The 21915-nt window shown below is 74.2% G+C and carries 19 protein-coding genes; 11 read left to right on the top strand and 8 right to left on the bottom strand.

Annotation, left to right across the window (positions count from 1 at the left end):
* Positions 1-22 precede the first annotated feature (22 nt).
* The 4 genes from WME83_RS45955 (at position 23) to WME83_RS45940 (ending at position 3730) form a co-directional block, all read left to right on the top strand.
* Positions 23-955 (top strand): ABC transporter permease, encoded by a 933-nt coding sequence (locus tag WME83_RS45955; RefSeq protein ID WP_437316034.1) that lies wholly within the window; start codon positions 23-25, stop codon positions 953-955.
* Entirely contained in the window at positions 952-1605 is a 654-nt protein-coding gene (locus WME83_RS45950) for a hypothetical protein (RefSeq protein ID WP_437316033.1), read from the top strand. The genes WME83_RS45955 and WME83_RS45950 overlap by 4 nt, the downstream gene beginning before the upstream one ends.
* A gap of 509 nt (positions 1606-2114) precedes the next feature.
* Positions 2115-3005 (top strand): zinc metalloprotease HtpX, encoded by an 891-nt coding sequence (locus WME83_RS45945; protein ID WP_437316032.1) that lies wholly within the window; start codon positions 2115-2117, stop codon positions 3003-3005.
* A 236-nt stretch (positions 3006-3241) separates the two neighbouring features.
* A complete protein-coding gene (locus WME83_RS45940; protein WP_437316031.1) occupies positions 3242-3730 on the top strand; it encodes a hypothetical protein in 489 nt (162 codons plus the stop codon).
* Between the two features lie 55 nt (positions 3731-3785).
* On the opposite strand, the gene WME83_RS45935 is transcribed toward WME83_RS45940, so the two are convergent.
* Positions 3786-4403: a TetR/AcrR family transcriptional regulator gene (locus WME83_RS45935; RefSeq protein ID WP_437316030.1), complete on the bottom strand. Its 618-nt coding sequence runs from the start codon at positions 4401-4403 to the stop codon at positions 3786-3788.
* Between the two features lie 101 nt (positions 4404-4504).
* Here WME83_RS45935 and WME83_RS45930 point away from each other — a divergent pair, with 101 nt between their 5' ends.
* Together WME83_RS45930 and WME83_RS45925 are read left to right on the top strand one after the other, a co-directional pair.
* Positions 4505-5245 (top strand): 3-oxoacyl-ACP reductase family protein, encoded by a 741-nt coding sequence (locus tag WME83_RS45930; protein WP_437316029.1) that lies wholly within the window; start codon positions 4505-4507, stop codon positions 5243-5245.
* 7 nt (positions 5246-5252) lie between these two features.
* A complete protein-coding gene (locus WME83_RS45925; RefSeq protein WP_437316028.1) occupies positions 5253-5570 on the top strand; it encodes a DMT family transporter in 318 nt (105 codons plus the stop codon).
* 139 nt (positions 5571-5709) lie between these two features.
* On the opposite strand, the gene glyS is transcribed toward WME83_RS45925, so the two are convergent.
* From glyS to dapA, 4 genes are all read right to left on the bottom strand, one after another.
* A complete protein-coding gene (gene glyS, locus WME83_RS45920; protein ID WP_437316027.1) occupies positions 5710-7809 on the bottom strand; it encodes a glycine--tRNA ligase subunit beta in 2100 nt (699 codons plus the stop codon).
* Between the two features lie 242 nt (positions 7810-8051).
* Entirely contained in the window at positions 8052-10412 is a 2361-nt protein-coding gene (locus WME83_RS45915; RefSeq protein WP_437316026.1) for a hypothetical protein, read from the bottom strand.
* Between the two features lie 104 nt (positions 10413-10516).
* Entirely contained in the window at positions 10517-11320 is an 804-nt protein-coding gene (dapB, locus tag WME83_RS45910) for a 4-hydroxy-tetrahydrodipicolinate reductase (protein ID WP_437316025.1), read from the bottom strand.
* Between the two features lie 71 nt (positions 11321-11391).
* Positions 11392-12297 (bottom strand): 4-hydroxy-tetrahydrodipicolinate synthase, encoded by a 906-nt coding sequence (dapA, locus tag WME83_RS45905; protein WP_437316024.1) that lies wholly within the window; start codon positions 12295-12297, stop codon positions 11392-11394.
* A 286-nt stretch (positions 12298-12583) separates the two neighbouring features.
* Here dapA and WME83_RS45900 point away from each other — a divergent pair, with 286 nt between their 5' ends.
* From WME83_RS45900 to WME83_RS45880, 5 genes are all read left to right on the top strand, one after another.
* Positions 12584-13243, top strand: coding sequence for a NuoI/complex I 23 kDa subunit family protein (locus WME83_RS45900; RefSeq protein ID WP_437316023.1), 660 nt, complete (start codon positions 12584-12586; stop codon positions 13241-13243).
* An 88-nt stretch (positions 13244-13331) separates the two neighbouring features.
* The gene (locus WME83_RS45895; protein WP_437316022.1) at positions 13332-13847 is read left to right on the top strand and encodes an NADH-quinone oxidoreductase subunit J family protein; all 516 of its coding nucleotides are present in this window, start codon (positions 13332-13334) and stop codon (positions 13845-13847) included.
* Between the two features lie 3 nt (positions 13848-13850).
* On the top strand, positions 13851-14162 hold the full coding sequence (gene nuoK / locus WME83_RS45890) for an NADH-quinone oxidoreductase subunit NuoK (protein WP_020741059.1): 312 nt from the start codon (positions 13851-13853) through the stop codon (positions 14160-14162).
* A 344-nt stretch (positions 14163-14506) separates the two neighbouring features.
* On the top strand, positions 14507-14752 hold the full coding sequence (locus WME83_RS45885; protein ID WP_061622229.1) for a hypothetical protein: 246 nt from the start codon (positions 14507-14509) through the stop codon (positions 14750-14752).
* Positions 14753-14937: 185 nt separating this feature from the next.
* Positions 14938-17502 (top strand): hypothetical protein, encoded by a 2565-nt coding sequence (locus WME83_RS45880; RefSeq protein ID WP_437316021.1) that lies wholly within the window; start codon positions 14938-14940, stop codon positions 17500-17502.
* Between the two features lie 201 nt (positions 17503-17703).
* On the opposite strand, the gene WME83_RS45875 is transcribed toward WME83_RS45880, so the two are convergent.
* Genes WME83_RS45875 through WME83_RS45865 form a run of 3 tightly spaced genes read right to left on the bottom strand, consistent with a single transcriptional unit; the run spans position 17704 to position 21854 of the window.
* Positions 17704-18447 carry a class I SAM-dependent methyltransferase gene (locus tag WME83_RS45875; RefSeq protein ID WP_437316020.1) on the bottom strand — a complete coding sequence of 248 codons (744 nt, stop codon included), beginning with the start codon at positions 18445-18447 and terminating at the stop codon, positions 17704-17706.
* Between the two features lie 7 nt (positions 18448-18454).
* Positions 18455-21367, bottom strand: a complete 2913-nt coding sequence (locus WME83_RS45870) for a protein kinase domain-containing protein (protein WP_437316019.1) — start codon at positions 21365-21367, stop codon at positions 18455-18457.
* Between the two features lie 55 nt (positions 21368-21422).
* Positions 21423-21854, bottom strand: coding sequence for a hemerythrin domain-containing protein (locus WME83_RS45865; RefSeq protein WP_437316018.1), 432 nt, complete (start codon positions 21852-21854; stop codon positions 21423-21425).
* Positions 21855-21915: the final 61 nt, after the last annotated feature.

Here is a 21915-nt window from a genome sequence, read left to right as displayed (position 1 = left end):
GTCCCTTGCTAACGTCGCCCCGATGTTCGGCCGCATCTCTGCGATCGCCCTCAACACCTACCGGGAATCGCTTCGGGCGCGCATCCTCATCGGCCTCGCGGGCGTGGCCTTCGCGGTCGCTTTCTACTCGATCATCGTCGGCGCCTACACGCTCCGCAACGGGGCGCGCGTGGTCAGCGATCTCGGCGTCGCGTCGATCTCGCTGTTCAGCATCGCGGTCGCGGTCATCATCGGCGCGACGTCGCTGTACCGCGAGCTCGAGCAGAAGACGATCTTCCCGATCCTGGCCCGCCCGGTCCGCCGCGGCGAGTACCTCGTCGGCAAGTACCTCGGCACGCTGCTCACGCTCGCGGTGTTCATCCTGGCCGACACCGGGCTCGTGCTGCTGATCAGCGCCGTCCTGTCCGGCCGCTCGCTCCCGCTCGTCGTGGGCGCCGGCGCCGCCTCGCTCGCGGCGCTCGGCCTCGGCGCGTGGCGCTCTCCGCTGCTGCGCACGTACGGGTTCATCCCGTGGTCGGCGGTCTTCCTCGTCCTCGGCGTCGTCCTCTCGGCCGGCGCCCCCACGGAGCGGCGCGTCGTCCTGGCCGGCAGCGCGCTCGCGTTCCTCGAGGTCGGCATCGTCGCGGCCGTGGCCACGCTGTTCTCCTCGTTCTCGACGCCGTTCCTGTCCGCCTTGCTCACGCTCGGCATCTTCCTCGTCGGGCGCAACGCCGACTCGCTCGCCCAGCTGCCGGTGAAGTATTTCGGCCCCCAGATCAGCGCTGCGGGGCGCGCCCTCTCCCGGGTCGTGCCCAACTTGCAGATCTACGTGCCGCCCCGCCCGCTGCTCGCGGGCGAGGTCGCCGACGCGAACCTCCTGGTCTACCTGGGGTGGGCGTCGATCACGTGCGCCGGCTGGGCGCTCGGGCTCCTTTCGGTGGCGGCGTTCGTCTTCAAGAAGCGCGATTTTCTGTGAAGCTCTCGGTCGTGCTCGGCGTCGTGCGCGCCATCGCGGTCGCCGGCTTCCTCCTCGGCGCGGCGTCGCTGCGCGTGGTGGTCGCCGGCGAGCGGGAGATCGCCGAGAGCACGGCCGCCCTGCTCGCCGGCGATCCGCACGCGGCGGCGCTCCACGCCCGGCGGGCGGCGGCCTGGTACGCTCCCGGCGCCCCGCACGTCCGCGTGGCCTACGAGCGGCTGATCGCGCTCGCGACGGCGGCGGAGGGGCTCGGCCAGGCCGACACGGCGCTCTTCGCCTGGCGCGCGGTGCGCACGGCCGCCCTCGAGACGCGGTGGCTCACGACGCCGCACGCCGAGGATCTGGAGCAGGCCAACGCGGCGATCGCCCGGCTCTCGGCGGCCGCGCCGCGCCCGCCGGGCACCCGGACCGAGCCCGCGGCGGTGGTCGCGCGGGAGCACCTCGCCGCGCTCGCGCGGGACGACGCGCCGCGGGTCGGCTGGGTCGTCGCGCTCGTGGCGGCCTTCGTGGCGTGGGTCGCGGGCGCCATCTGGGTGGTGCGGCGCGCGGTGACGGTGACGGGCCAGTGGGTGTGGCCGCGGGCCGTTCCGGGGCTCGCGGTGTGTGCGGCCGGGATCGCGGTGTGGCTGCTGGCGATCTGGCAGGCCTGACCGCCGTTCCGCGTCTCCGTCATCCGTCATCCGTCTCCCGTCTCCCGTCTCCCGTCTCCCGTCTCCCGTCTCCCGTTATCCGTCTTCCGTCCTTCGTCTTCCGTGCTCCTCTTCGTGCGCGTGCGCGTGCGCGTGCGCGCTGGCGCCGGAGAATCGCGCACGCGCACGCGCACGCGCACGAAGGACGAACACGGGAGAGGGGAGACGGGAGACGGGGGACGGGGGAGGGAGACGGGAGACGGGAGACGGGAGAGGGGAGACGGGAGACGTCTGCACGAAGCTCGAGCGAGACCCGCTCCGGGGGATCGCGAACGGGGCAAAATGGGGCGATCGCGGCGAAATGGGGCGGCGAAACGGGCCGGCCGGTCAGGACGGCCACCTCGGGAATTGACGGGCCGTGACGCCTGCTGATCGGCTGGCACGCGGCATTGCAAAGCCGCGGTGCACGACACATCGATGTTGTGGGAGCAGCGTTTGCAGCGCTCCGTTCCGTGGAGGTGACGAGTTTCATGAAGAATCAGATCAAGACGATCCTGTTGCTCGGCGTCATGTCGGCAATCCTGGTGTCCATCGGTGGGGCGCTCGGGCCGGGGTACCTCGTCTTGTTCGGCGTGCTCGCGCTCGCGATGAACCTGGGCGCCTATTTCATGTCGGATCGCATCGTGCTCGCGGTGCACCGGGCCGCCGAGGTCTCGCCCGAGGAGGCGCCCGGCCTGCACCGGATGGTGGAGGAGCTCTCGCGGCGGGCGGAGATCCCGAAGCCGCGGGTCTATGTCATCCCGGACGCGCAGCCGAACGCCTTCGCCACCGGGCGCAACCCGGAGCACGGCGTCGTCGCGGTGACCGAAGGGATCATGCAGCTCCTGACCGAGCGCGAGCTGCGCGGCGTGCTCGCGCACGAGATCGCGCACATCAAGAACCGCGACATCCTTGTGTCGACCATCGCGGCGGCGTTCGCCTCCGGCATCACGTGGATCGCGCACGCCGTGAGCTTCGCCGGGCTGTTCGGCGGCTCATCGGACGACGAGGAGGGGGAGAGCCCGCTCGGCGGGCTGGCGCTCGCGATCGTCGCTCCCATCGCGGCCACGCTCGTTCAGCTCGGCATCTCGCGCTCGCGCGAGTACATGGCGGACGAGACCGGGGCGAAGCTGTGCGGCGACCCGGAGGCGCTCGCCAGCGCGCTCTCCAAGCTGGAGCACGGCGTGGCGCTCATCCCCGCCGAGTCCGCCCGCCCGGCCACGGCCAGCCTCTTCATCGTGAGCCCGCTCGCCGGGGCGAGCTCCGTGCTGAAGTGGTTCTCGACGCACCCGACGACCGAGGAGCGCGTCAGCCGGCTGCTGTCGATGGCGGCGAGCGGCGGCCGCGCGGCCTCCCCGAGGAGGGCAAGCGCGCTGGCGTGACGGCGGCGAGGCGCGAAGCGTCGCGGCGTGCGGCCTCAGCCGTCGCGGAGGTGCTCCTGCCGGCATCCCCGTCCGTGCGGCCAGCCTGGCGCTCGGCGCCGGACTGGCGATCTCCGCGAGGCGGGAATAGCGTCGCTCGCTCCACGTCCCACGGGGCGAGCGCGCGGCGCCCTCGGGGCCGCGGCTCGTGACGCGACCTCAGTCTCGCACCGCACGGTGTCATCTCGAGAGGCAGGATGATGAACAAGCTCCCTCGCATCGCATCAACGCTCGCCGCGCTCGCCGCCCTCACGGCGGTCGCGGCCCCGGCCGCCGCCGCTGCCGAGGAGACCACCGCGGCGGCCGCGGAGGCGCCGCGCCAGGGCCTGCGCAAGGGCGCGGCCCCGTTCCCGCAGGACGCCGCCCGCTTCAGCAAGGGGGTCGACGAGAAGATCGCGAAGCAGCGCGCGAAGGTCGAGGCGAAGATGCAGAAGGGCGGCGTCCCGGACGCGCGCCGCGCCGAGGTCCGGAAGGCGCTCGATGAGGTCCAGGCCAAGGTGCGGGCGGCGGTCGACGCGGCCGCAAGGGACGGCGTGATCACCCAGGAAGAGGCGAAGCGGGTCCGGAAGGTCGCGCGCGAGGCGCGCAAGGCGATCGGGAAGCAGCTCGGGCTGGAGCAGAAGCCCGCGAAGAAGCAGAAGCGAGGGAAGGGCACGAAGCGGATCCTCGTGCCCGAGACCGTGTAGCGCGACGCAGGGCGGGAGCGCTGGAGCCGCCGGCGGCGCCCGGCCGCCGGCCCGCTCAGACCGCAGCGCGCGGCCGCGCCAGCGCATCCCAGGCGGCCATGGCGCAGTCGACGATCGCCTCCAGCGCCTCGCGCGAGGCGCCGTCGCGGGCCTGGATGGAGAGGCCCTGGAGCACCGTGGTGTAGAAGGCGGCGAGCGCCGCCGTATCGGTGCCCGCCGGCAGGTCGCCCTCGACGACGCCGCGATCCATCCTCCGCTGGAGCTCGTCGAGCGCGCCCCGCCGGCACGCGGCGAGGTGGCTGCGCACGCCCTCGCTCTCCGGCGTGCCGAGCGTCGCGGCCAGCACGATCATGCAGCCGCTCGGCTTCCCCGGGCTCGCGTACGCCTCCACGTTGCTGCGCAGCATCGCCTCGACCGCCCCGCGCGCCGTCGGCTCCTCGCGGAGCGCCCGGCCCGCCGCCGCGCCCTCGACCTCGTTGTAGAGCGCCACCGCCTCGCGAAACAGCGCCTCCTTGCAGCCGAACGCGGCGTAGAGGCTCGGCGAGTTGATGCCCATCGCGGCCGTGAGATCGCTGAGCGACGTGCCCTCGTAGCCCCGCTCCCAGAACACCTCCATCGCCCGCCGCAACGCAGCGGCCCGGTCGAAGCCGCGTGGACGTCCCCGTCCGGCCATCACGACAACCTTTCTGTGTCGATCGGTAAATAAATCGGTTGACCCCTCGCCGCCCGGCGGAGTATACGTTCTGTGCTGATCGACACAGAAATGAGGTAGACATGTCGGAGCTCGTTGGCAAGGTGGCGCTGGTGACCGGAGGCAGCCGCGGGATTGGCGCGGCGATCGTCAAGCGGCTGGCGCGGGACGGGGCGGATGTGGCGCTTACGTATGTGAGCGCCCCGGAGAAGGGGCGCGCGGTGGTCGCCGAGGTCGAGGCGGCGGGTCGGCGGGGGCTGGCGATCGCGTCGGACAGCGCGGATCCGGCGCAGGTCGTCCACGCGGTCGAGCGGACCGTGGCCGAGCTCGGTCGGATCGACATCCTCGTCAACAACGCCGGCATCGCCATCATGGGGCCGCTCGAGGCCCTGACGCTCGAGCAGGTGGACCGGACGCTGGCGATCCACGTGCGGGCCTCGTTCCTCGCCGCCCAGGCCGCGGCGCGGCACATGGGCGCGGGCGGGCGCATCATCAGCATCGGCAGCTGCCTGGCCGACCGGGTGCCGGGGCCGGGCATCACCCTGTATTCGATGAGCAAGGCGGCGCTGGTGGGCCTCACCAAGGGTCTCGCCCGCGATCTCGGGCCGCGCGGCATCACCGCCAACGTCGTTCATCCGGGCCCGATCGACACCGACATGAACCCGGCCAGCGGCCCGGGCGCGGACGAGCAGCGGAGCCAGCTCGCCGTCGGCCACTACGGCACCGGCGACGATATCGCCGCCACGGTCGCCCACCTCGCCGGAGAGGGCGGGCGCTTCATCACCGGCGCGACGATCTCGGTCGACGGCGGCTTCGCGGCCTGACAGCGCGATGGCCTGGGCTCTGCTCATCGGCGCCGGTCTCCTGGAGATCGTGTGGGCCACCGCGCTGAAGTACACGGACGGCTTCACGCGGCTGTGGCCCAGCCTGGTCGGGATCGGCGGCGCGGCGCTGAGCTTCTTCCTGCTGTCGGTCTCGCTGAAGACCCTGCCGATGGGGACCGCCTACGCGGTGTGGGTCGGCGTCGGCGCGCTCGGGGTGGCGCTCGCGGGGATCGTCGCGCTCGGCGAGAGCGCGTCGCCGCTCCGGCTCGCGTTCCTCGCGGTGATCCTGGTCGGGATCATCGGATTGAAGCTCGTCGAGGGGTGACGCGCCCCCGGGCCGCCGCCGCTGGCCGGCGGCGCCGCTGGCCGGCGGCGCCGCCGAGGAGGAGGCCCGCCGGTCGGACGGCGCGCCGCCCGGGCTGTCGCGCCCGGCGGCGCTCGGTGTGGGTCGGGCCCGGGCGCCGCTAGGACGCCGCGCGCGGCGCCTCGCCGAGCAGCTCGAGCCTCGCCAGGCTCGCGCAGGTCTCCGACAGGGCGCGCATCAGCCGCAGGCGGTTGTCGCGCACGGCCGCGTCGTCGGTCATCACGAACACGTCGATGAAGTACTGGTGCAGGAGCGGCGCGAAGTCCGCCACCGCCTTGAAGGCGGAGTCGTACGCGCCGCTCCGGACGTCCGACGCGATCTGCTCGCGCAGCTTGAGGTAGCCCGCGAAGAGCGCGGTCTCGCTCGCGTGCACGTCCTGGCCAAACGGCGCGACCGGCTCGCCGGGCGGGGCCTTGTCGGCGATGTTCGTCGCCCGCTTGAAGACCTCGCCGACCCGGGCGCGGACCTCGGGGCTGAGCGCGTCGATCGCGCGCACGCGCGCCCGGAGATCGAGCGGGCGACCCGCGGCGACGGGGAGGCACGCGAGGACCGCGTCCGGCGGGAGCCGATCGGAGAGCAGGCCGCGCAGCCGCTCGACGAAGAACTCGCCGAGGCGCGCCGTGAGGTACTCGCGCGAGGCGTCGAGCTTCACGCCGGCGTAGCCGTCGTACGCGGCGCTGAACGCGGCGCCGAGGCGCAGATCGAGGTCGCGATCCAGGAGTGTGCGCAGCACGCCGAGGCAGGCGCGGCGGAGGCCGTACGGATCGGCCGTGCTCGTGGGGATGAGCCCGATCGCGAAGCAGCCGACGAGCGTGTCGAGCCGATCGGCGATCGCGACCAGCGCGCCGGCGTGCGTCGGCGCGGTCGCGTCCGCGGCGCCCTTCGGCAGGTAGTGATCGCGGATCACGTCGGCGACCTCGGGGCTGACCCCCTGGGCGAGCGCGTAGGCGCGGCCCATCTCGCCCTGGAGCTCGGGGAACTCGCCGACCATCAGCGCGACGAGGTCGCACTTCGCGAGGTGCGCCCCCGAGGCGGCCGCCACGAGCGTCGGCTCGGGCAGCATCAGCAGCAGGCCGAGCTCGCGGGCGAGCCGCTCGACGCGCTCGGCCTTCGCGAGCACGCTGCCGAGCCGCTTCTGGAACACGATGCCGCCGAGCTTCTCGCGCCGGCTGGCGAGCGGGAGCTTGACGTCCTCCCGGTAGAAGAACTGCGCGTCCGAGAGGCGCGCGCGCATCGTCTTGTCGTTGCCGCTCTTGATCTTCTCGGGCGCCTCCGCGGTGTTGACGACCGCGAGGTACTTCGGGAGCAGCGCGCCCGTCTTCGCGTCGCGGACGCCGAAGTAGCGCTGGTGCCCGCGCGCGACCTCGAGGATCACCCGCTCGGGCAGCTCGAGGAACCGCTCCTCGAAGCTGCCGATGATGACGTGCGGCTCCTCGACGAGGGACAGGTTCTCGCCGATCAGGAAGTCGTCCTCGATGAGCGCCCCGCCGGCGTCCCGCGCGGCGGCGAGCAGGCGCTCGCGCATCAGGCGCGCGCGCTCGCTGGGGTCGACGATCACGTGCGCCGCGCGCATCGCCTCGACGTAGTCCTTGGCCGCGCCGAGGGTGATCTCGCCAGGCGCGAGGAAGCGGTGGCCGCGGCTCGTGCGGCCGCTGCGGACGCCGGCGATCTCGACGGGGATGACGTCGGCGCCGGAGAGCGCGACGAGCCACTGGATGGGGCGGCCGAACGCGAACTCGCCGTTCCCCCAGCGCATCGATTTGCGGAAGGGGATGGCCGCGACGAGCGAGGTCAGGACCTCGGGGAGGAGATCGGCCGCGGGCCTGCCGGCCTCGCGCCGCGTGCCCGCGAGGTACTCGCCCTTCGGCCCCTCGACGCGCCGCAGATCGGCGACCGCGCACCCGAGCTTCTGCGCGAACGCCTCGGCCGCCTTGGTGGGCGCGCCGTCCTTGAAGGCCGCCTTGACCGGCGGGCCGGTGACCTCCTCCTCGAGGTCGGGCTGGCGCGCCGCGACCCCGGAGACGAGCAGCGCGAGGCGCCGCGGGGTGCCGAGCGCGCGCATCGCGCCGTGGCGGAGCCTGAGCTCCGCGAGGCGCTTCGTTGCGAGATCCGGGAGCGCGCGGAGCGCGGCCTCGACAAACGACGAGGGGAGCTCCTCGACGCCGATTTCGAGCAGGAGATCGCTCGCTTCGTTGGACATGGGACCGCGGACGCTACCCCAGAACCGCCCGTCCGGCGAGGCGGTCGAGGGACCGGGCAGCGCTGCGCGCCGGGCCCGCCGCCGGCCGCCACCGCCGGCCGAGCCGAGCGCGGGCCGAGCCGAGCGCGGGCCGCCCCGGCTGCGCGCGGCCCGCCCCCGCTGCGCGCGGCGTTCGAGCCTGGCCGCGCGCGGCGCGCCTGCCCGGACCGCGCCCCGACGCGCCCCGACCCGGATTGCGCGTCTCAGCGGGCCTGCGCCGTTTGCCGGAGCGCGCGCGCGAGCACCTTCTTGAAGGCGCTCGCCTCGCCTCCATTCGGCTTGCTCTTGCGTCCGTACCAGGTCGCCGCGCCGACGCGCACGACGCACTGGGCTGCCCGCGTGTACCGGCGGGACGCCTTCGCGACGGCCCGATCGTCCGGCGCAGACGCGGACGCGACGGCCGCGCCGAGGTCGTTCAGCGCCTCGTCGAGCGGGACGCAGCCCTCCGGCGCGCGGGGCAGCGCGAGGGGCGGCGGGGCGTGGCAGCAGCGGGCGCGCAGGGCGGCGAGCGCCGCCATGTCGTACCAGCCGAGCACGCCCCATTCCTTCGTCGCGTCCGAGATCCCCTCGGGCCCGGCGGCCCTGGCGAGGTGGCCCTTGAGCGCCGCGACGCCCTTCATCGGGTCAACCTCGGTGCAGAGGAACCCGAGCTGGCCCGCGGTCGCGGCGTCGACGCCCTTGCCCGGAAAGATCGGCATCGCGCAGGCGGCGAAGTCCGCCGTGGCCGCGGCGTCCGGCGCCGCGCTCGCCGCGCCGGCGTCCACCGGCGCCGCCGCGGCCGCGTCGCCCGTGACGGCGGCGTCCTCGGCTGCCGGGGCGCTCGGCGCCGCGGGGGCGGCGCAGGCGGCGGGAGCGGCGTCCGAGCCGGCAGCCAAGGCGGGGAGAGATGGCTGCGGTGGTGCGGGATCGCGGTGGCGCATCCAGAACCAGGCCACCGCAGCGGCGCCCGCGAAGACCACGGTGTACAGGGCCAGCACGGCCACGCGGCGCGCCGCGGAGGGCGCGCTGCGGCTTGCGCCCCGATCGGGCGCCGGGGTGCGCGGCGCATCGGGCACGCCGACGTGCGCGGCGGCGCCGTCGGTCGCCAGCGCGGACGGAGCCGGGGGCAGCCCGCTGTCGACGCGGGCGGGCCGAGCGCGGCTGGACCGCCGGCTCGCCGGTTCGTCGGCGGTGGCGAGCGGCGCGGGCGGGGGCGGGAGGGGCGGCTGCTCCGCGGGCGGGAGGGGCGGCTGCTCCGCGGGCGCGGGCGGGAGGGGCGGCTGCTCCGGCGGTGCGAGGGCAAGGGACGGCTGCTCCGCCGCGCTGGGCGGGAAGGGCTGCTGCTCCGCCGGCGCGTGAGCAAGAGGCGGCTGCTCCGCCGTGCTGGGCGGGAGGAGCGGCTGCTCCGGCGGCGCGGCCGCAACAGCCGCCCCGGGCGGGCCGCTGGAGGCGTCCGCCCTCGGGGCGTCGGCGTGCCCCGGCGGTGCGGCAGGCGAGACCGCCGGCGCCGTCGAGCGGCGCTCTGGCGCCTCGGGGACCGGGGTGGTCGGCGCGCCCGTCGACCGGAGACCGAGGGCCGCGAGCCCGTGGAGCGGCAACGGCGTACGGCGCGCCGTGGAGCTCGCATTGCCCGGCGGCAGCGAGCTCGTGCGGCCGCGGGGCGGCGAGCTCCCGCGTGGCGGCTGTGAGCTGGAGCTCCCACGCGGCGGCGCGCTCTCGCGGGGCGGCGCACTCCTGCGCGGCGGCGAGCTCTCGCGGGGCGGCGCGCTCCTGCGCGGCGGCGCGCTCTCACGGGGCGGCGAGCTCTCGCGCGGCGGCGAGCTCTCACGGGGCGGCGCGCTCTCGCGGGGCGGCGCGCTCTCGCGGGGCGGCGCGCTCTCACGGGGCGGCGCGCTCCTGCGCGGCGGCGAGCTCTCGCGCGGCGGCGAGCTCTCGCGCGGCGGCGAGCTCCTGCGCGGCGGCGGCTGCGAGCTCGACGCGCCCCGCAGGCCGCTGTTCGACGGTCGCGGCGCCGGCACGGTCCTCGTCGGCGCCGCGACCGCGTGCTCGTCGAGCGGCGGCAGCTCGCCCAAGTCGTCGCTCGGCCGCGCCGCCTCCAGCGCGCGACGCAGCGCCGCCACCTCGACGATCCGTCGCTTCGCGTCGCGCGCGAGCGCCTGCTCGAGGACGCGCCACAGCGCGTCGCCCGCCGCCCCCGGCGGCGTCACCCGCGGCGCATCGCCGGCGCTCTGCTTGCGGCGGAGCTCCCCGTCGCTCTCGGCCGGGAAGGGGAGCGTCCCCGAGAGCGCAACGTACAGGGTGACCGCGAGCGCCCACGTGTCGTCCCGGCGCGACGGTCCCTCGCCCGCCGCGCGCTCCGGCGAGCGGTAACCCACGAAGGCCGGCGTCGCGAGCGGATCGGAGAGCCACCCCCGCGACGTGCACCGCTCGTCCTCGATGATCACGCACGCGGCCGACAGGCGGCCGTGCACGGTCCCGCGCCCGTGCAGGCTCTCGATCCGCTTCGCCAGACGGACGACCCAGCCCACCGCGTCCCTGTCCGGCAAAGGACCGGCACGTGCGACCCGCGCAGCGAGCGTCTCCATACGAGCGCGGCAGCCTAGTGCGGCGGCCCGTCGCTGACCACATTGTGCTGTCCGCGCGGCGCGCCGGATCGCCGATCGCCGGTCCTTCGCCCGGCGGCGCCGCCTCAGCCCCCGATCACGTCGGCCATCGTGTATCGGCCGGGCGGCTTGCCGTGCAGGTGCCACGCCGCGCGCAGCGCGCCGCGCGCGAAGAGATCGCGGCTCGTGGCGCGGTGCGTGAGCTCGAGGCGCTCGCCGGGGCCGAGCAGGTGGACCGTGTGGTCGCCGATGACGTCGCCGCCGCGCACGGCGAAGATCCCGAGCTCGTTCGCCTTGCGGGGGCCGACGTTGCCCTCGCGGCCGTGCACGTCGGCGAGCGCCGCGGCCCCTTCGCCGCCGCGGGCCTCGCGCAGCGCCTCGGCGAGCCGCACGGCCGTGCCGCTCGGGGCGTCCACCTTGGCGCGATGGTGCACCTCGACGATCTCGACGTCGTAGCCGGGCCCGAGCCGGCGCGCCGCGCTCGCCGCGATCTCCGCGAGCACGTGGATGCCGATGCTCGTGTTCGGCGACCAGAGGACCGGGACGTGCTGCGCCGCCTCCTCGAGCAGCCGCTCGCACGTGCCGTCGAGGCGCGTCGTGCCGCTGACCACCGCGACCTTGGCCCGCATCGCGAGGTGCAGGAGCCGGGGGAGCGCCTCGGGCCGCGAGAAATCGATGACCACGTCCGCGCCGAGCAGCCCGGCGCTGGTGTCGTCGCTCATCGCGACGCCGATGGTGCCCGTCCCCGCGAGCTCGCCGACGTCGCGGCCGATGCGGGAGGAGCCGCGCGACACGATCGCGCCCACGACCTGCGCGCGCTCGTTCGCGGCGAGCCGGACGATCGCCTGCCCCATCTTCCCGCTCGCGCCGTGGATCGCGACCTTCAGCAAGCGAGCCTCTTCTCCCTGGCCGGTTCCCAAGAGCGCGCCCATCGGTACGCCTCGATGATCGCCGTTCGACTTCACGTCGCCTCGCGCCTCGCCTCGAGCCGCTTCATCGCCTCGGCGATCTGCTGCCGGGTCGCCTCGCCGGCCGGCGAGAGGGGCAGCCGGACGGCGGGGCTCATGCGGCCCAGGGCGGCCAGCGCCGCCTTCGCCGGGGAGGGGTTCGGCTCGATGAACATGAGCCCGTGGATCTCCAGCAGCGCGAGGTGGGCCGCCCGCGCGCCCGCGAGGTCGCCGGCCAAGAACCGCCGGGTCACCGCGCTCGTCTCGCGCGGCAGCACGTTCGACGTGACGCTGATGACGCCCTGCGCGCCGAGCGCCATCATCGCGAGCGTCAGCGCGTCGTCGCCGCACAGGACCGTGAGCCGATCGCCGAGGCGCCGCACCAGCTCCTGGCAGCGGAGCACGTTGCCCGTGGCGTCCTTGATGGCGACGACGTTGGGCGCGGCGGCGCAGATGCGCTCGGTCGTCTCGGCGGAGAGGTCGATCACCGTTCGCCCCGGGATGTTGTAGAGCACGACCGGCCCCGCGACGGCCTTGGCCACGGCCAGGGTGTGCTCGCGGAGCCCGTCCTGCGAGGGCTTGCTGTAGTACGGCATCACGATCATCACGCCCTCCGCGCCGGCGGCGAGCGCGGCGCGCGAGGCCTCGATCGTCTTCTTCGTCGAGAACGAGCCCGTCCCCGCGATCACCGGCACGCGGCCGCGCGCCGCCTCGACGACGCGCCGGATGACCGCGGTCGTCTCCGCTTCGCTCAGGGTCGGCGACTCGCCCGTGGTCCCGCACGGCACGAGCCCGCTGACGCCGCCCGCGATCTGGGCCTCGACGAGCGCGGTGAGCGCTTCGAAATCGACGGCTTCGCCATCAGGGGTGAACGGCGTGACCAGGGCGGTGAACGTTCCCGACAAGGGGAGCTGCGTCATTCGAGGACCATGATCGCCACCCGGGGGGCGCGTCAACAGGAGAGGACGGGTCCGCCGCGGACTCCGCGCTCTCCGCGGCCTCTCGACGCGCGCGGCGCCGTTCGGCCGCGGCCGTCCACGCGGCGCCGCGCCGGCCCCGCGCAAGCCCGGCGCGGACGGCGGCGGGCGGCCTGGCTCTACGCCCGGACGCAATCGAGGAGGGCGCGTCTGCTAGCCTGGTCGGTGTGGCGCCTCGCTCCTGCGGGGGGTATGCCCGAGCGCGTCAGGTCCCGGAGAGGCACCGGCCATGGATCTCGCCCAGTACATCAAGAGCATCTCCAGCGCGGCCAGCACCATCCTGGAAGGGATGGCCGTCACGTTCTCCCATCTGTTCCGGGAGCCCATCACCGTCCAGTATCCGGACAAGACGGACCGACCCGTGAGCGAGATGCTCCCGCCGCGGTACCGCGGCTTCCTCGAGGTGCAGATGGACATCTGCACCGGCTGCAAGCGCTGCGAGCGCGCGTGCCCCATCGAGTGCATCGCCATCGACCTGGAGAAGGATCCGGCGACGAAGAAGCAGGCGATGAGCCGCTTCGACATCGACATGGGCAAGTGCATGTACTGCGGCCTCTGCGTCGAGGCGTGCAAGACCGAGTCGACCGGCGCGATCCGCCACACGCGCGAGTTCGAGGGGGCGGCGCCGACGCTCGACCACCTCACCTTCCGCTTCATCCCGGAGGGGCTGGTCCCGCTGTACAAGGCGCCGAAGGACCTCGGCGAGGTCCCTGTCGGCGAGTACGGGCCGCACGCCCGCGAGGCCCGCGAGCGCGCCATGCGCGACAACCCCGCCGCGCTCGAGGAGCTGCGCGCGATCTGGCGCAGGGAGCGCGCCCGGAAGCAGGACGCCGAGGCCGCCGGAGCGGCGACCGAAGCCGCTGGCGGAGAGGCCGGAGCCGGCGCCTGAGCGAGTGCGTCGTCCAGTGCGTCGCCCGTCGCGGGGCGTCGCCCTTGATGGGGGATGGCCAGCGGTCTAACGTCGCGGCCCTCACCGCATGCCCTCCCTGAGCGCACTCGCCTTCCTCGGGCTCGCCGCGCTGACGCTCGGCTCCGCCGGGCTCGTGGCGTTCTCCAGGAACATCATCCACTCCGCGCTGGCCCTGCTCGGCACGTTCCTCGGCATCGCGGGGCTCTACGTCACGCTGTCGGCCGATTTTCTCGCGGCCACCCAGGTGCTCGTCTACGTGGGCGGCACGCTCGTCCTGATCCTCTTCGCCGTGATGCTCACGAGCCGCATCGCCGAGATGAAGATCTCGAACCCGCGCGGCGGCGCCGCCGTGGCGTTCGTCCTGGTCACGGCGGTGCTCCTCGTGCTCGGCCGGGTGGCGACCCGGACGCCCTGGCCCGCCGAGGCCAAGCCGGCGATGCCGTCCACCGCCAAGCTCGGCCACGCGTTCCTCGGCGAGTACCTGCTCCCGTTCGAGCTCGGCTCGATCGTCCTGCTCGGCGCCATGATCGGCGCGGTCGTGCTCGCGCGCCGCGCCGTCAGGCGCGCCTGGGAGAGGGAGTAGGCGATGGAGGAGATCGGGCTCATCCATTACCTCAGCGTCGCCGCGGCGCTCTTCGGCCTCGGGCTGTTCACCGTCATGACGCGGAAGAACGCGGTGGGCATCCTCCTCGGCGTCGAGCTCATCCTCAACGCCGCCGCGCTCAACTTCGTCGCGTTCGAGCACTTCGTCGCGGGCGGCGTGTCTGGCCAGGTGTTCACGGTCTTCATCATCGTCCTCGCCGCGAGCGAGGCGGCGATCGCGCTGGCCATCGTGCTCCAGGTCTACCGCCACCACCGCAGCATCATGGCCGACGAGCTGACCTCCCTGAAGAACTGACGCGAGAGCGGTCATCCGTGCGGAAGTGCGCGACGGGGCGCGAGGAACGCGACGGGCGAGACGAGCGCGACGGGCGCGAGGAACGCGACGGTGCGCGAGGAACGCGACGGGGCGCGAGGAGCGCGACGGGCGCGAGGAACGCGACGGGCGCGACGATCGCGTCAAGCACGGCGTCCGGACCGGTGCGCACCGCGTCGCACGCCGTGCGTCGCGGGTCCGCCGCCAGCGCCGCCGGCGGCGCTTGACGCGCACGTGTTCTGCCGCTTCAGGTGGAGCTCAATCCCACCGACAAGCAGGAAAAACCTGACCTTGCTAAGCCCCTGTGGACGACCCACGTTCGAACCATGCAGAACCTATCCAAGTCGGAGCTGGTGGGGTTCGTGGAGCTCGAGGTCGGCTCGCTTGCTGTGCAGGTGCCGATCCGTGCAGCAGAGGCGGCGAAGGAGCTCCCCCTCGCGTCGTTCGAGGCCGAAGGGGACAATTGCGCCATCCTCGTGCGCGGCGATACGTCCTCCAAGGCGGTTGAGGTCGCGCTGCGACACGCGGCGCAGGAGGCGGTCAAGCACCTCTCGAGGAAGCTGCTCAATTAGGGCGGCGCGCACGGAACGGCGCCCTGCGGCCCGGGCGGGCTGCGGGACACGGCTCCCGGGCAGCGCGGCCCTCCGGGTGTGGATTCCTGCTCAGGGACGGCGCGGGCACGTTCCTGCTGGTCATCCAGCGCGCAGCAAGCTAGGAGCGGGCTCATGGTCGAGCCCACCTGGTTTGCGAAGCGCTGATGGATACCCCGCCCACGCCGAGAATCTCGGGAAGCGCGCGTGAGCGCTGGGAGCGCGTCCGGCAGATCGCCGTGCCGGTCCTCCTGCTCGGTGCCATCGCCTTCTTCGCCAGCTTCGTCCATCGCTTCTATCCCATTCAGCATTGGCTCTTCTGGCGCTATGCCGGCTATTGGCTCCTCTGCGGGCTGTGGACGGCCGCCTGCGTCTCTGCGGGCCACCTGACGCTCAAGCTCGTTGTCGGCCGCTCCCTGCCGATCGTGGAGCAGCTCGCCACGAGCTTCGCCATCGGCGTCTTCGAGTTCGCGTTCCTCATGAGCGTGGCCGGGCTCCTCAAGCTCTACGGCCCTGTGCTCTTCGTGGTCCTGCCGCTCGCGATGCTCGGCGCCGGGCTCGCGCCGCTCCGGGGCTATCTGACGCGGGTCACCCGCCACGTCCGCGGCGCGCAGCGGAGGGCGCCGCCCGCGCCGCTATGGACCTACGGGATCCTCGCGCTCGGGCTGCTCGGCGTGGGCATGGTGTACTTCGTCATCCTCACGCCCGACAACGTCCAGTTCGACTCGCGCTGGAAGCACCTGGCGCTGGCCGAGGAGTACGCCGTCACGGGGGGCATTCGCCGCTTCCCGGAGGGCTGGACGGTCGAGACCTATCCGCACTTCGCGACGTTCGTCTATTCGTGGGCTTTCCTCCTGCCGCGCGGGCTCCTGTTCGACAAGGTCGAGCTCGCCGCGCACATGGAGTTCGTGGGGTTCCTCTGGACCCTCGTCGCCATCCCGGCCGCCGTGCGGCTGATGGTCCCCCGCGGGCTCGGGCCCTACGCCCTCCGGCTCTCGTGGACGGCGCGCTTCCTCTTCCCCGGCATCTTCCTCTACGACTCGAGCCTGAGCGTCGGCGGCGACCACATCGCCTCCATCTTCGCGCTCCCGGCGTTCACCCTGATGATCCGCGCCTACCGGGAGCTCTCGCCGCGCTTCATCGCGCTGATGATGATGATGATCTCCGGCGCCGGGCTCACCAAGTACACCGGCGCGGTCATCCTGGTCCCCTTCCCGGCGCTCCTCCTCGGCGCGCGCACGCTCGTCCTCGCCTACCGCTCGCTCCGTGGCCAGGCCGCCCCCGCGATCCGCAAGAACTGGTACCTCGGCCCGCTCGTCGCGGTCGCCGCGGGCCTGCTCTTCACCTCCACGCACTGGGCGAAGAACTGGGTCTATTACGCGGATCCGCTCTATCCCACGCTGTACAAGATCCTCCCCCTGAACCCCTGGACGCCGGACGCGGCCAACATCTTCGAGTGGGGTTACAAGGACTACCAGTTCTGGCGGCCGGAGCGGAGCCTGGACGGGGTGCTGAGGACGCTCAAGGCGCTCGTCGACTTCTCCTTCATCCCGAACGATTACCCGAAGTTCCACGGCAAGGTCCCCACCTTCGGGTCGGTCTACACGCTGCTGCTCCTCTGCCTGCCGTTCCTCAAGGGGACGCGGCGCGTCTGGGCGCTCGTCGGCTACGTTCAGGTCGGGCTCCTCTGCTGGTATTGGACGCACCACCAGGACAGGTATCTCCAGGCCATCGTCCCGCAGATGGCGGCCGCGACCGCGGCGATGATCGCGCTCGTCTGGCGCGCGGGAGGCGACAGCAGGCTCGCCGTCCTCGCGACGAGGACGGGCCTCGGCACGCTGGTCGGGCTGCAGGTCGTCTGGGCGGGCGACGTGTACTTCATCCCGGGCCACGCGATGGTGAAGTCGCCGATCAAGGCCGTGATCGAGCTCCTCTCCCAGGGCTACGCGAAGCGCTACGCGCAGCGATTCGACGTCTACCCGACGTTCCAGTCCATCTCCCGGGCGCTCCCCAAGGGCGCGCGCGTGCTGCTGCACGACAACCACAACCACCTCGGGATCGGCGCCGAGACGCTGTCGGACTGGAACGGCTGGCAATACGGCATCAGCTATGGCCGGCTGCGCACGCCCCGCGAGGTCTGGGACCTCCTGAAGGGCATGGGGGTGACCCACGTCGCCTGGGATACCCAGGTCAGCAAGGGGTGGGACACGGTCGCCGGAGATCTCATGTTCTTCGATTTCGCGCTCAAGCGCACCGTGAAGCACGCGAAGCACGGCGGGATGACGCTCGCCGAGATGGGCCCGCCCCCCGACCCGCAAGCCCCGTTCCCCACCACCGTCGCGTACCTGGGCTGCGGCAATGCCTACAAGTCGGGGCTCTACGAGCTCAGCGACCTGACGGTGCCGGTCTTCGGGCCGAACAACCGCGCGTACCCCGCGCCCCGGGTGAGCGGTCCCCCCGCCGGCGAGAGCGCCGCGGCGCTGCTGGAGCGGGCGGGGTTCGCCGTGGTCGATCCGAAGTGTCACTCGCTGCCCACCTCGGCCCGGAGCGACTTCAAGCTCGCCGCCAAGCGGCGCGTGCTCCTCGGTGGGAAGGGGAAGCTCGACCTCTACCTGCGCAAGGACGGCGAGGTGAGCGCGCCGGCCGCGGCGCCGGCGCCGGAGCCGACCCCCGGGGAGCCGGATCTGGCCCCGGAGCCCGACGACGACGAGGACCTCCCCGGCAGGCGCTGAAGCGCGCCTGCGGCGCGGCGCGGCCCGTCGCGGAAGCCCCTCCCGCGGCGCGGCCCGTCGCGGGAGGCCGTTGCCGCGGCGCGGCCCGTCGCGGAGGCCGTTGCCGCGGCGCGGCCCGTCGCGGGAGGCCCCTTTGCCGCGGCGCGGTTGCCGAGGCGGCGATCCCGGGGCCGCGGGAGGCCCGGGAACGGGGGCCCAACCTCAGGCCGCCGTGCGCCTCGCCACGCAGAAGACCGACAGCCCGAAGCTCGGCCGGCGGCCGCGCGCGATGAGATCGACCTCCGCGCGAAGGACCGCTTCGAGCGCGGACGAAGCGAGGCCGGACTTCGGCGAAGGCTGCTTCATGCTGGTCTTGCCCGGGCGCAGCTTGCGCGCGGCGCTCCAGACGGCGCGCGAGCCGACCGCGGCCGGGAAGAGGAGCTGGTTGAAGTAAGCGCACGCCTCCACATGGAAGTCGGCCGGCAGCGCGGCGCGGAAGCTGCCGGCGGTGTACCGGCGGAAATGCTGCAGCGCGCGGTCGTGATCGCTGAACAACCACGGATACGCGGGCACCGTGGCGACGAAGATCCCGCCAGGGCTCAGGTGGTCGTGGATCCAGCGGAGCGCGGCGCGGTCGTCCTCGATGTGCTCGATGACGTCGAGCGCGCAGATCACGTCGTAGCGCCGGTCGAGCTCGAACGGGAGCGGCGCGCTGTAGAGCGTCCTCGCCGTGCCCGCCTTCGCGATCGCCTCCTGGCCGAGGGGGCTCACCTCGTTCGCGTCGACGGCCCCGAACTCCGCGAGGACACCCAGGTTCTGGCCGACCCCAGCGCCGACCTCCAGCAGCTCGAGGGGCCGCCGTCCGGGGCCGAACTCGCGCACCAGGTGCGCCAGCAGCCGAGCCCTCCCCTTCCTCAACCAGTCGCCGGATTCCTCGGAGTACTGCTGGTATGCCGTCGTTTCCATCCGCTCTTCACTCTGCGTGCGAGGCCGGTTCTTCCTGGCGAGGGGCCGCCGTCGGGGACGGCGACTCTCCGGGGGGCGAGGCCGGCTCTTCCCCGGCCGGCTCCGAGGGCGGGGTCGGGATCTCGATCGTCAGGTCGTCCACCTTGGCCGGCTCTTTGCGCGGCCTCTTCGGCGGCGTCGGGCGCCGCTTCCGCGGCGCGGCCGTCGCGGAGGGGCTGGCCGACGGCTGTGCAGCGGGCGCGGCCGCCGGCGGGGCCGACGCCGTGGCGCTGGGCTGGGGCGCGGGCTCCTGCGGCGGCGCCGGCGCGGGCTCCTGCGGCGGCGCCGGCGCCGGCGCGGCGGCGGGCGGCGGGGTCTGGCTCTCGGCCGCCGGCGCGCTCTGCGGCAGCCGCTGCGAGCGGAGGACCTGCCAGGCGACGACGCCGGCGAGGGCCACCAGCGCGAGCGCCGCCCAGCGGACGCGCCGGCGCCGACGCGAGCCGGGGTCGAACTCCGGAAGCTCGCCTTCCTGCGCCAGCCCGCTCACGCTGGATGCCTTCATCCAGTGCTCCGGCGTCTCGCCGGAAGGCACGGCGCGCGCCGGTGGGGCGACGGCTGGCGCGACCGGGGGCTCGAGCGGCCGCGGCGCGCGCACCGAGGCGGGGGGCGGCGCGGCCACGGCCGCCGCGACGGCCGCTCGTCGGACGCTGTCGCGGGGTTCTTCCGGCAGCTCGGGGCCCGGAGGCTCGTCGTGCTCGCGCGAGGCCGCGCGCGGATCGGCCTCGTGCGGCGAGAGCGCGCGCGGCGTCTGCGCCGCGGGCGGCGGCTCGTCGGGCGCGCTCGGCGCGACGGGCGCGCTCGGCGCGACGGGCGCGCTCGGCGCGACGGGCGCGCCGCTCTGGAGCGCCGGCAGCGCGGGCACGGCCGGCGCAGGACCTGCGGGCTCGTCCGGCGCGTGGGCGGCGGGCACGGCCGGCACGTGGGCGGCGGGCTTGCCGGAGGCGGGCGCCGCGTCGGCCGGCGGGGCGTGCGCCGCAGGCGCGGACGGCGCCGCCCAGGGCTCGTCCACGTCGGTGTCGATCGCGTCGTCGTCGAACTCTTCGATGTCGACGTCGACGAGCGAGGGCGCGCTGTCGGCTTCCCTCCGGGGCATCTTGCTGCGCGCCAGCGCCAGCGGCTCCGAGCCAGGCGGGGCCTCGACCCCGTCCGCCGCGGGCGACGCGCTGCTCGGCGGCCCGGAGAGCGGCGCCCCGGTGGCGAGCGGCGCGCCCGCGGAGGGCGGCGCGCTCGGAGGGAGCGGCGCGCTCGGAGGGAGCGGCGCGCTCGGAGGGAGCGGCGTGCCCGCGGAGGGCGGCGCGCTCGGAGGGAGCGGCGCGCTCATGGAGCGCGGTGTCCCGGTGGCGAGCGGCGTGCCCGCGGAGGGCGGCGCGCTCGGAGGGAGCGGCGTGCCCGCGGAGAGCGGCGCCCGCTGCGACGCGCTGTCGTTGCGCCGCGGCGGCGCCGGCGGTCGATCCCCGAGCCGCGACGACAGCGGCGCGCGCTCGCTGGGCGGCTGCCGCTCGATCCGCTGGGACGACGCCGGCGGCTGCTCGGCGACCTGAGCCAGCGACGCCGCCGGAGGCCGCTCGGCGGCGCGCGGCGGCGCCGGGGGAGGCCGCTCGGTGGCGCGCGGCGGCGTCAGAGGCCGCTCGGTGGGGCGCGGCGGCGCCGGCGGTCGCTCCGTGGCCCTCGGCGGCATCGGAGGCCGCTCCCCGGACCTGGCCGACAGCGGCGAGCGCTCGCTGAGCGGCGGCCGCTCGGTGAGCCGCGGCGGCGCCGGCGGCCGCTCGCTCGGCCGCGCCGGGACCCGCACGCTCGGCCGGGCCGACAGCGGAGCTGCCGCCGCTTCCGCGGCCTGCTCGCTCGGCCGCCGCTCGGGCGAGCGCGTCGAGATGGCGCCGACGGGGTCGCCCACCTGGGGCAGCGGCGGCGCCTTGGGGATCGTCGAGCCCATCGCCGGCCGCGGCGGGGCCGCCGGCGGGCGCGTCGGCGAGGCGCGGGGCGGCATCGGCGGCGGCCGCGGCGAGCTCACGCTGCTCGCCGCCGTCTCGGTCGACAGCTCGGCGATGCGGGCGAGCGCCTCCGCGAGGTCGCGCGCGCTGCTGAAGCGCTGCTCCGGATCGCGATCGCACGCGCGCGCGAACCACGCGTCGAAGCTCGGCGGCAGCTCCGGGTTCACCCGCGAGGGCACCGGGATCTCGCCGAGCGAGATCTTGATGAGCAGGTCGCCGACCCCCTCGCTGTCGAACGGGAGCTCGCCCGTCACGCACTGGTAGACGATCACGCCGAGCGCCCACAGGTCGGCGCGGAAGTCGACCTCCCGGAGCCCCTTCACCTGCTCCGGGCTCATGTAGTGCGGCGTGCCCATGAGCGTCCCGACCGTGGTGCGCTGGGCGGCCCGCTTCCCGTGGCCCACCTTGGCGATGCCGAAGTCGAGGATCTTGACGACCTCGTCGTCCTCGTTCGCGCAGAGGAAAAAATTCTCCGGCTTGAGGTCGCGATGCACGATGCCGGCCCCGTGCGCGCGGGTGAGCGCGCGCGCGACCTGCGTCACGATCTTCGACGTCTCCTGGAGCGTGAGGCGGCGCCTCCGCGCGAGCCGCTCGAAGAGGTCCTCGCCCTCGAGCAGCTCCATCACGATGAACGGCTGCTCGCCCTCGATGCCGTGATCGAGGATCTGCACGACGTGGGTGCTGCGCAGCTGCGCTGCAGCGGTCGCCTCACGGCGGAACCGCTCGCGGGCGTCCTCCTGCTTCGCGAGCTCGGGATCGATGAGCTTGACGGCGACCTGGGTGCCGAGCGCCAGGTGCTCGGCGACCCACACCGAGGCTTGCGCGCCCTGCCCCACGGGTCGGATGAGGCGGTAGCGCTCGCTCAGCACCTGACCAGCTGCGGTAGACACGGCGGCAAAAGCCTACGTCGAGGGGAACATCTGTGTCGAGTTCCTGCGTACCACCTCAGATCCCCTGACGAACGGTTTCCTTCATCAGCTCGCGCCACTCGTCGCGGGTGAGCTCCGGATAAATGTAGTCGCCCTCGAAATTTGTATGGTGCAGGAGCAGGCGGGCGACATTGACGATGCTCCCCGCGACGTCGCCGGCCTGCGCGACGTTCGCCAGCGCCTCGGTCGCCTCGCGCACGGCGGCGTGCTGCTTCAGCGCGACCTGGACCTCGTCGGCGAGCCCGCGGGCCTGGAAATGAGGAAAGATCGAGGCCTCCTCGTAGCGCATGTGCCGCTCCATCGGACCGCGGAGGAACGCGAGCAGGCTCCCGCGCTCGGCGCTGGCCTCGTCCGCGGAGCGCTGCGCCATCGCCATCAGCTTCCGCGCCATCTCGCGGGCGAGCTCCTCCTCCTCGAAGAGCTCGCTCACCATCCGGTCCAGTTCCATGACGCGCGGGCCGTCGTAGTCCAGATCCCGGACGGGGTCGAGGCCGGCGCGGCGCGATCTC

This window comes from Sorangium sp. So ce385 (assembly GCF_051474135.1).
GTDB classification, from domain to species: Bacteria; Myxococcota_A; Polyangia; order Polyangiales; family Polyangiaceae; genus Sorangium; species Sorangium cellulosum_D.
This window is presented reverse-complemented; position numbering and strand designations above follow the sequence as displayed.

What these genes read in the sequence shown, in the direction of transcription:
- WME83_RS45955 (WP_437316034.1), top strand. Translation starts at nt 23, where the DNA reads ATGTTCGGCCGCATCTCTGCGATCGCCCTCAACACCTACCGGGAATCG.
- nuoK (WP_020741059.1), top strand. Translation starts at nt 13,851, where the DNA reads ATGGAGGAGATCGGGCTCATCCATTACCTCAGCGTCGCCGCGGCGCTC.
- WME83_RS45900 (WP_437316023.1), top strand. Translation starts at nt 12,584, where the DNA reads ATGGATCTCGCCCAGTACATCAAGAGCATCTCCAGCGCGGCCAGCACC.
- WME83_RS45925 (WP_437316028.1), top strand. Translation starts at nt 5,253, where the DNA reads ATGGCCTGGGCTCTGCTCATCGGCGCCGGTCTCCTGGAGATCGTGTGG.
- WME83_RS45885 (WP_061622229.1), top strand. Translation starts at nt 14,507, where the DNA reads ATGCAGAACCTATCCAAGTCGGAGCTGGTGGGGTTCGTGGAGCTCGAG.
- WME83_RS45895 (WP_437316022.1), top strand. Translation starts at nt 13,332, where the DNA reads ATGCCCTCCCTGAGCGCACTCGCCTTCCTCGGGCTCGCCGCGCTGACG.
- WME83_RS45935 (WP_437316030.1), bottom strand. Translation starts at nt 4,403, where the DNA reads ATGGCCGGACGGGGACGTCCACGCGGCTTCGACCGGGCCGCTGCGTTG.
- WME83_RS45875 (WP_437316020.1), bottom strand. Translation starts at nt 18,447, where the DNA reads ATGGAAACGACGGCATACCAGCAGTACTCCGAGGAATCCGGCGACTGG.
- WME83_RS45915 (WP_437316026.1), bottom strand. Translation starts at nt 10,412, where the DNA reads ATGGAGACGCTCGCTGCGCGGGTCGCACGTGCCGGTCCTTTGCCGGAC.
- WME83_RS45930 (WP_437316029.1), top strand. Translation starts at nt 4,505, where the DNA reads ATGTCGGAGCTCGTTGGCAAGGTGGCGCTGGTGACCGGAGGCAGCCGC.
- glyS (WP_437316027.1), bottom strand. Translation starts at nt 7,809, where the DNA reads ATGTCCAACGAAGCGAGCGATCTCCTGCTCGAAATCGGCGTCGAGGAG.
- WME83_RS45940 (WP_437316031.1), top strand. Translation starts at nt 3,242, where the DNA reads ATGATGAACAAGCTCCCTCGCATCGCATCAACGCTCGCCGCGCTCGCC.
- WME83_RS45880 (WP_437316021.1), top strand. Translation starts at nt 14,938, where the DNA reads ATGGATACCCCGCCCACGCCGAGAATCTCGGGAAGCGCGCGTGAGCGC.
- WME83_RS45865 (WP_437316018.1), bottom strand. Translation starts at nt 21,854, where the DNA reads ATGGAACTGGACCGGATGGTGAGCGAGCTCTTCGAGGAGGAGGAGCTC.
- dapA (WP_437316024.1), bottom strand. Translation starts at nt 12,297, where the DNA reads ATGACGCAGCTCCCCTTGTCGGGAACGTTCACCGCCCTGGTCACGCCG.
- WME83_RS45945 (WP_437316032.1), top strand. Translation starts at nt 2,115, where the DNA reads ATGAAGAATCAGATCAAGACGATCCTGTTGCTCGGCGTCATGTCGGCA.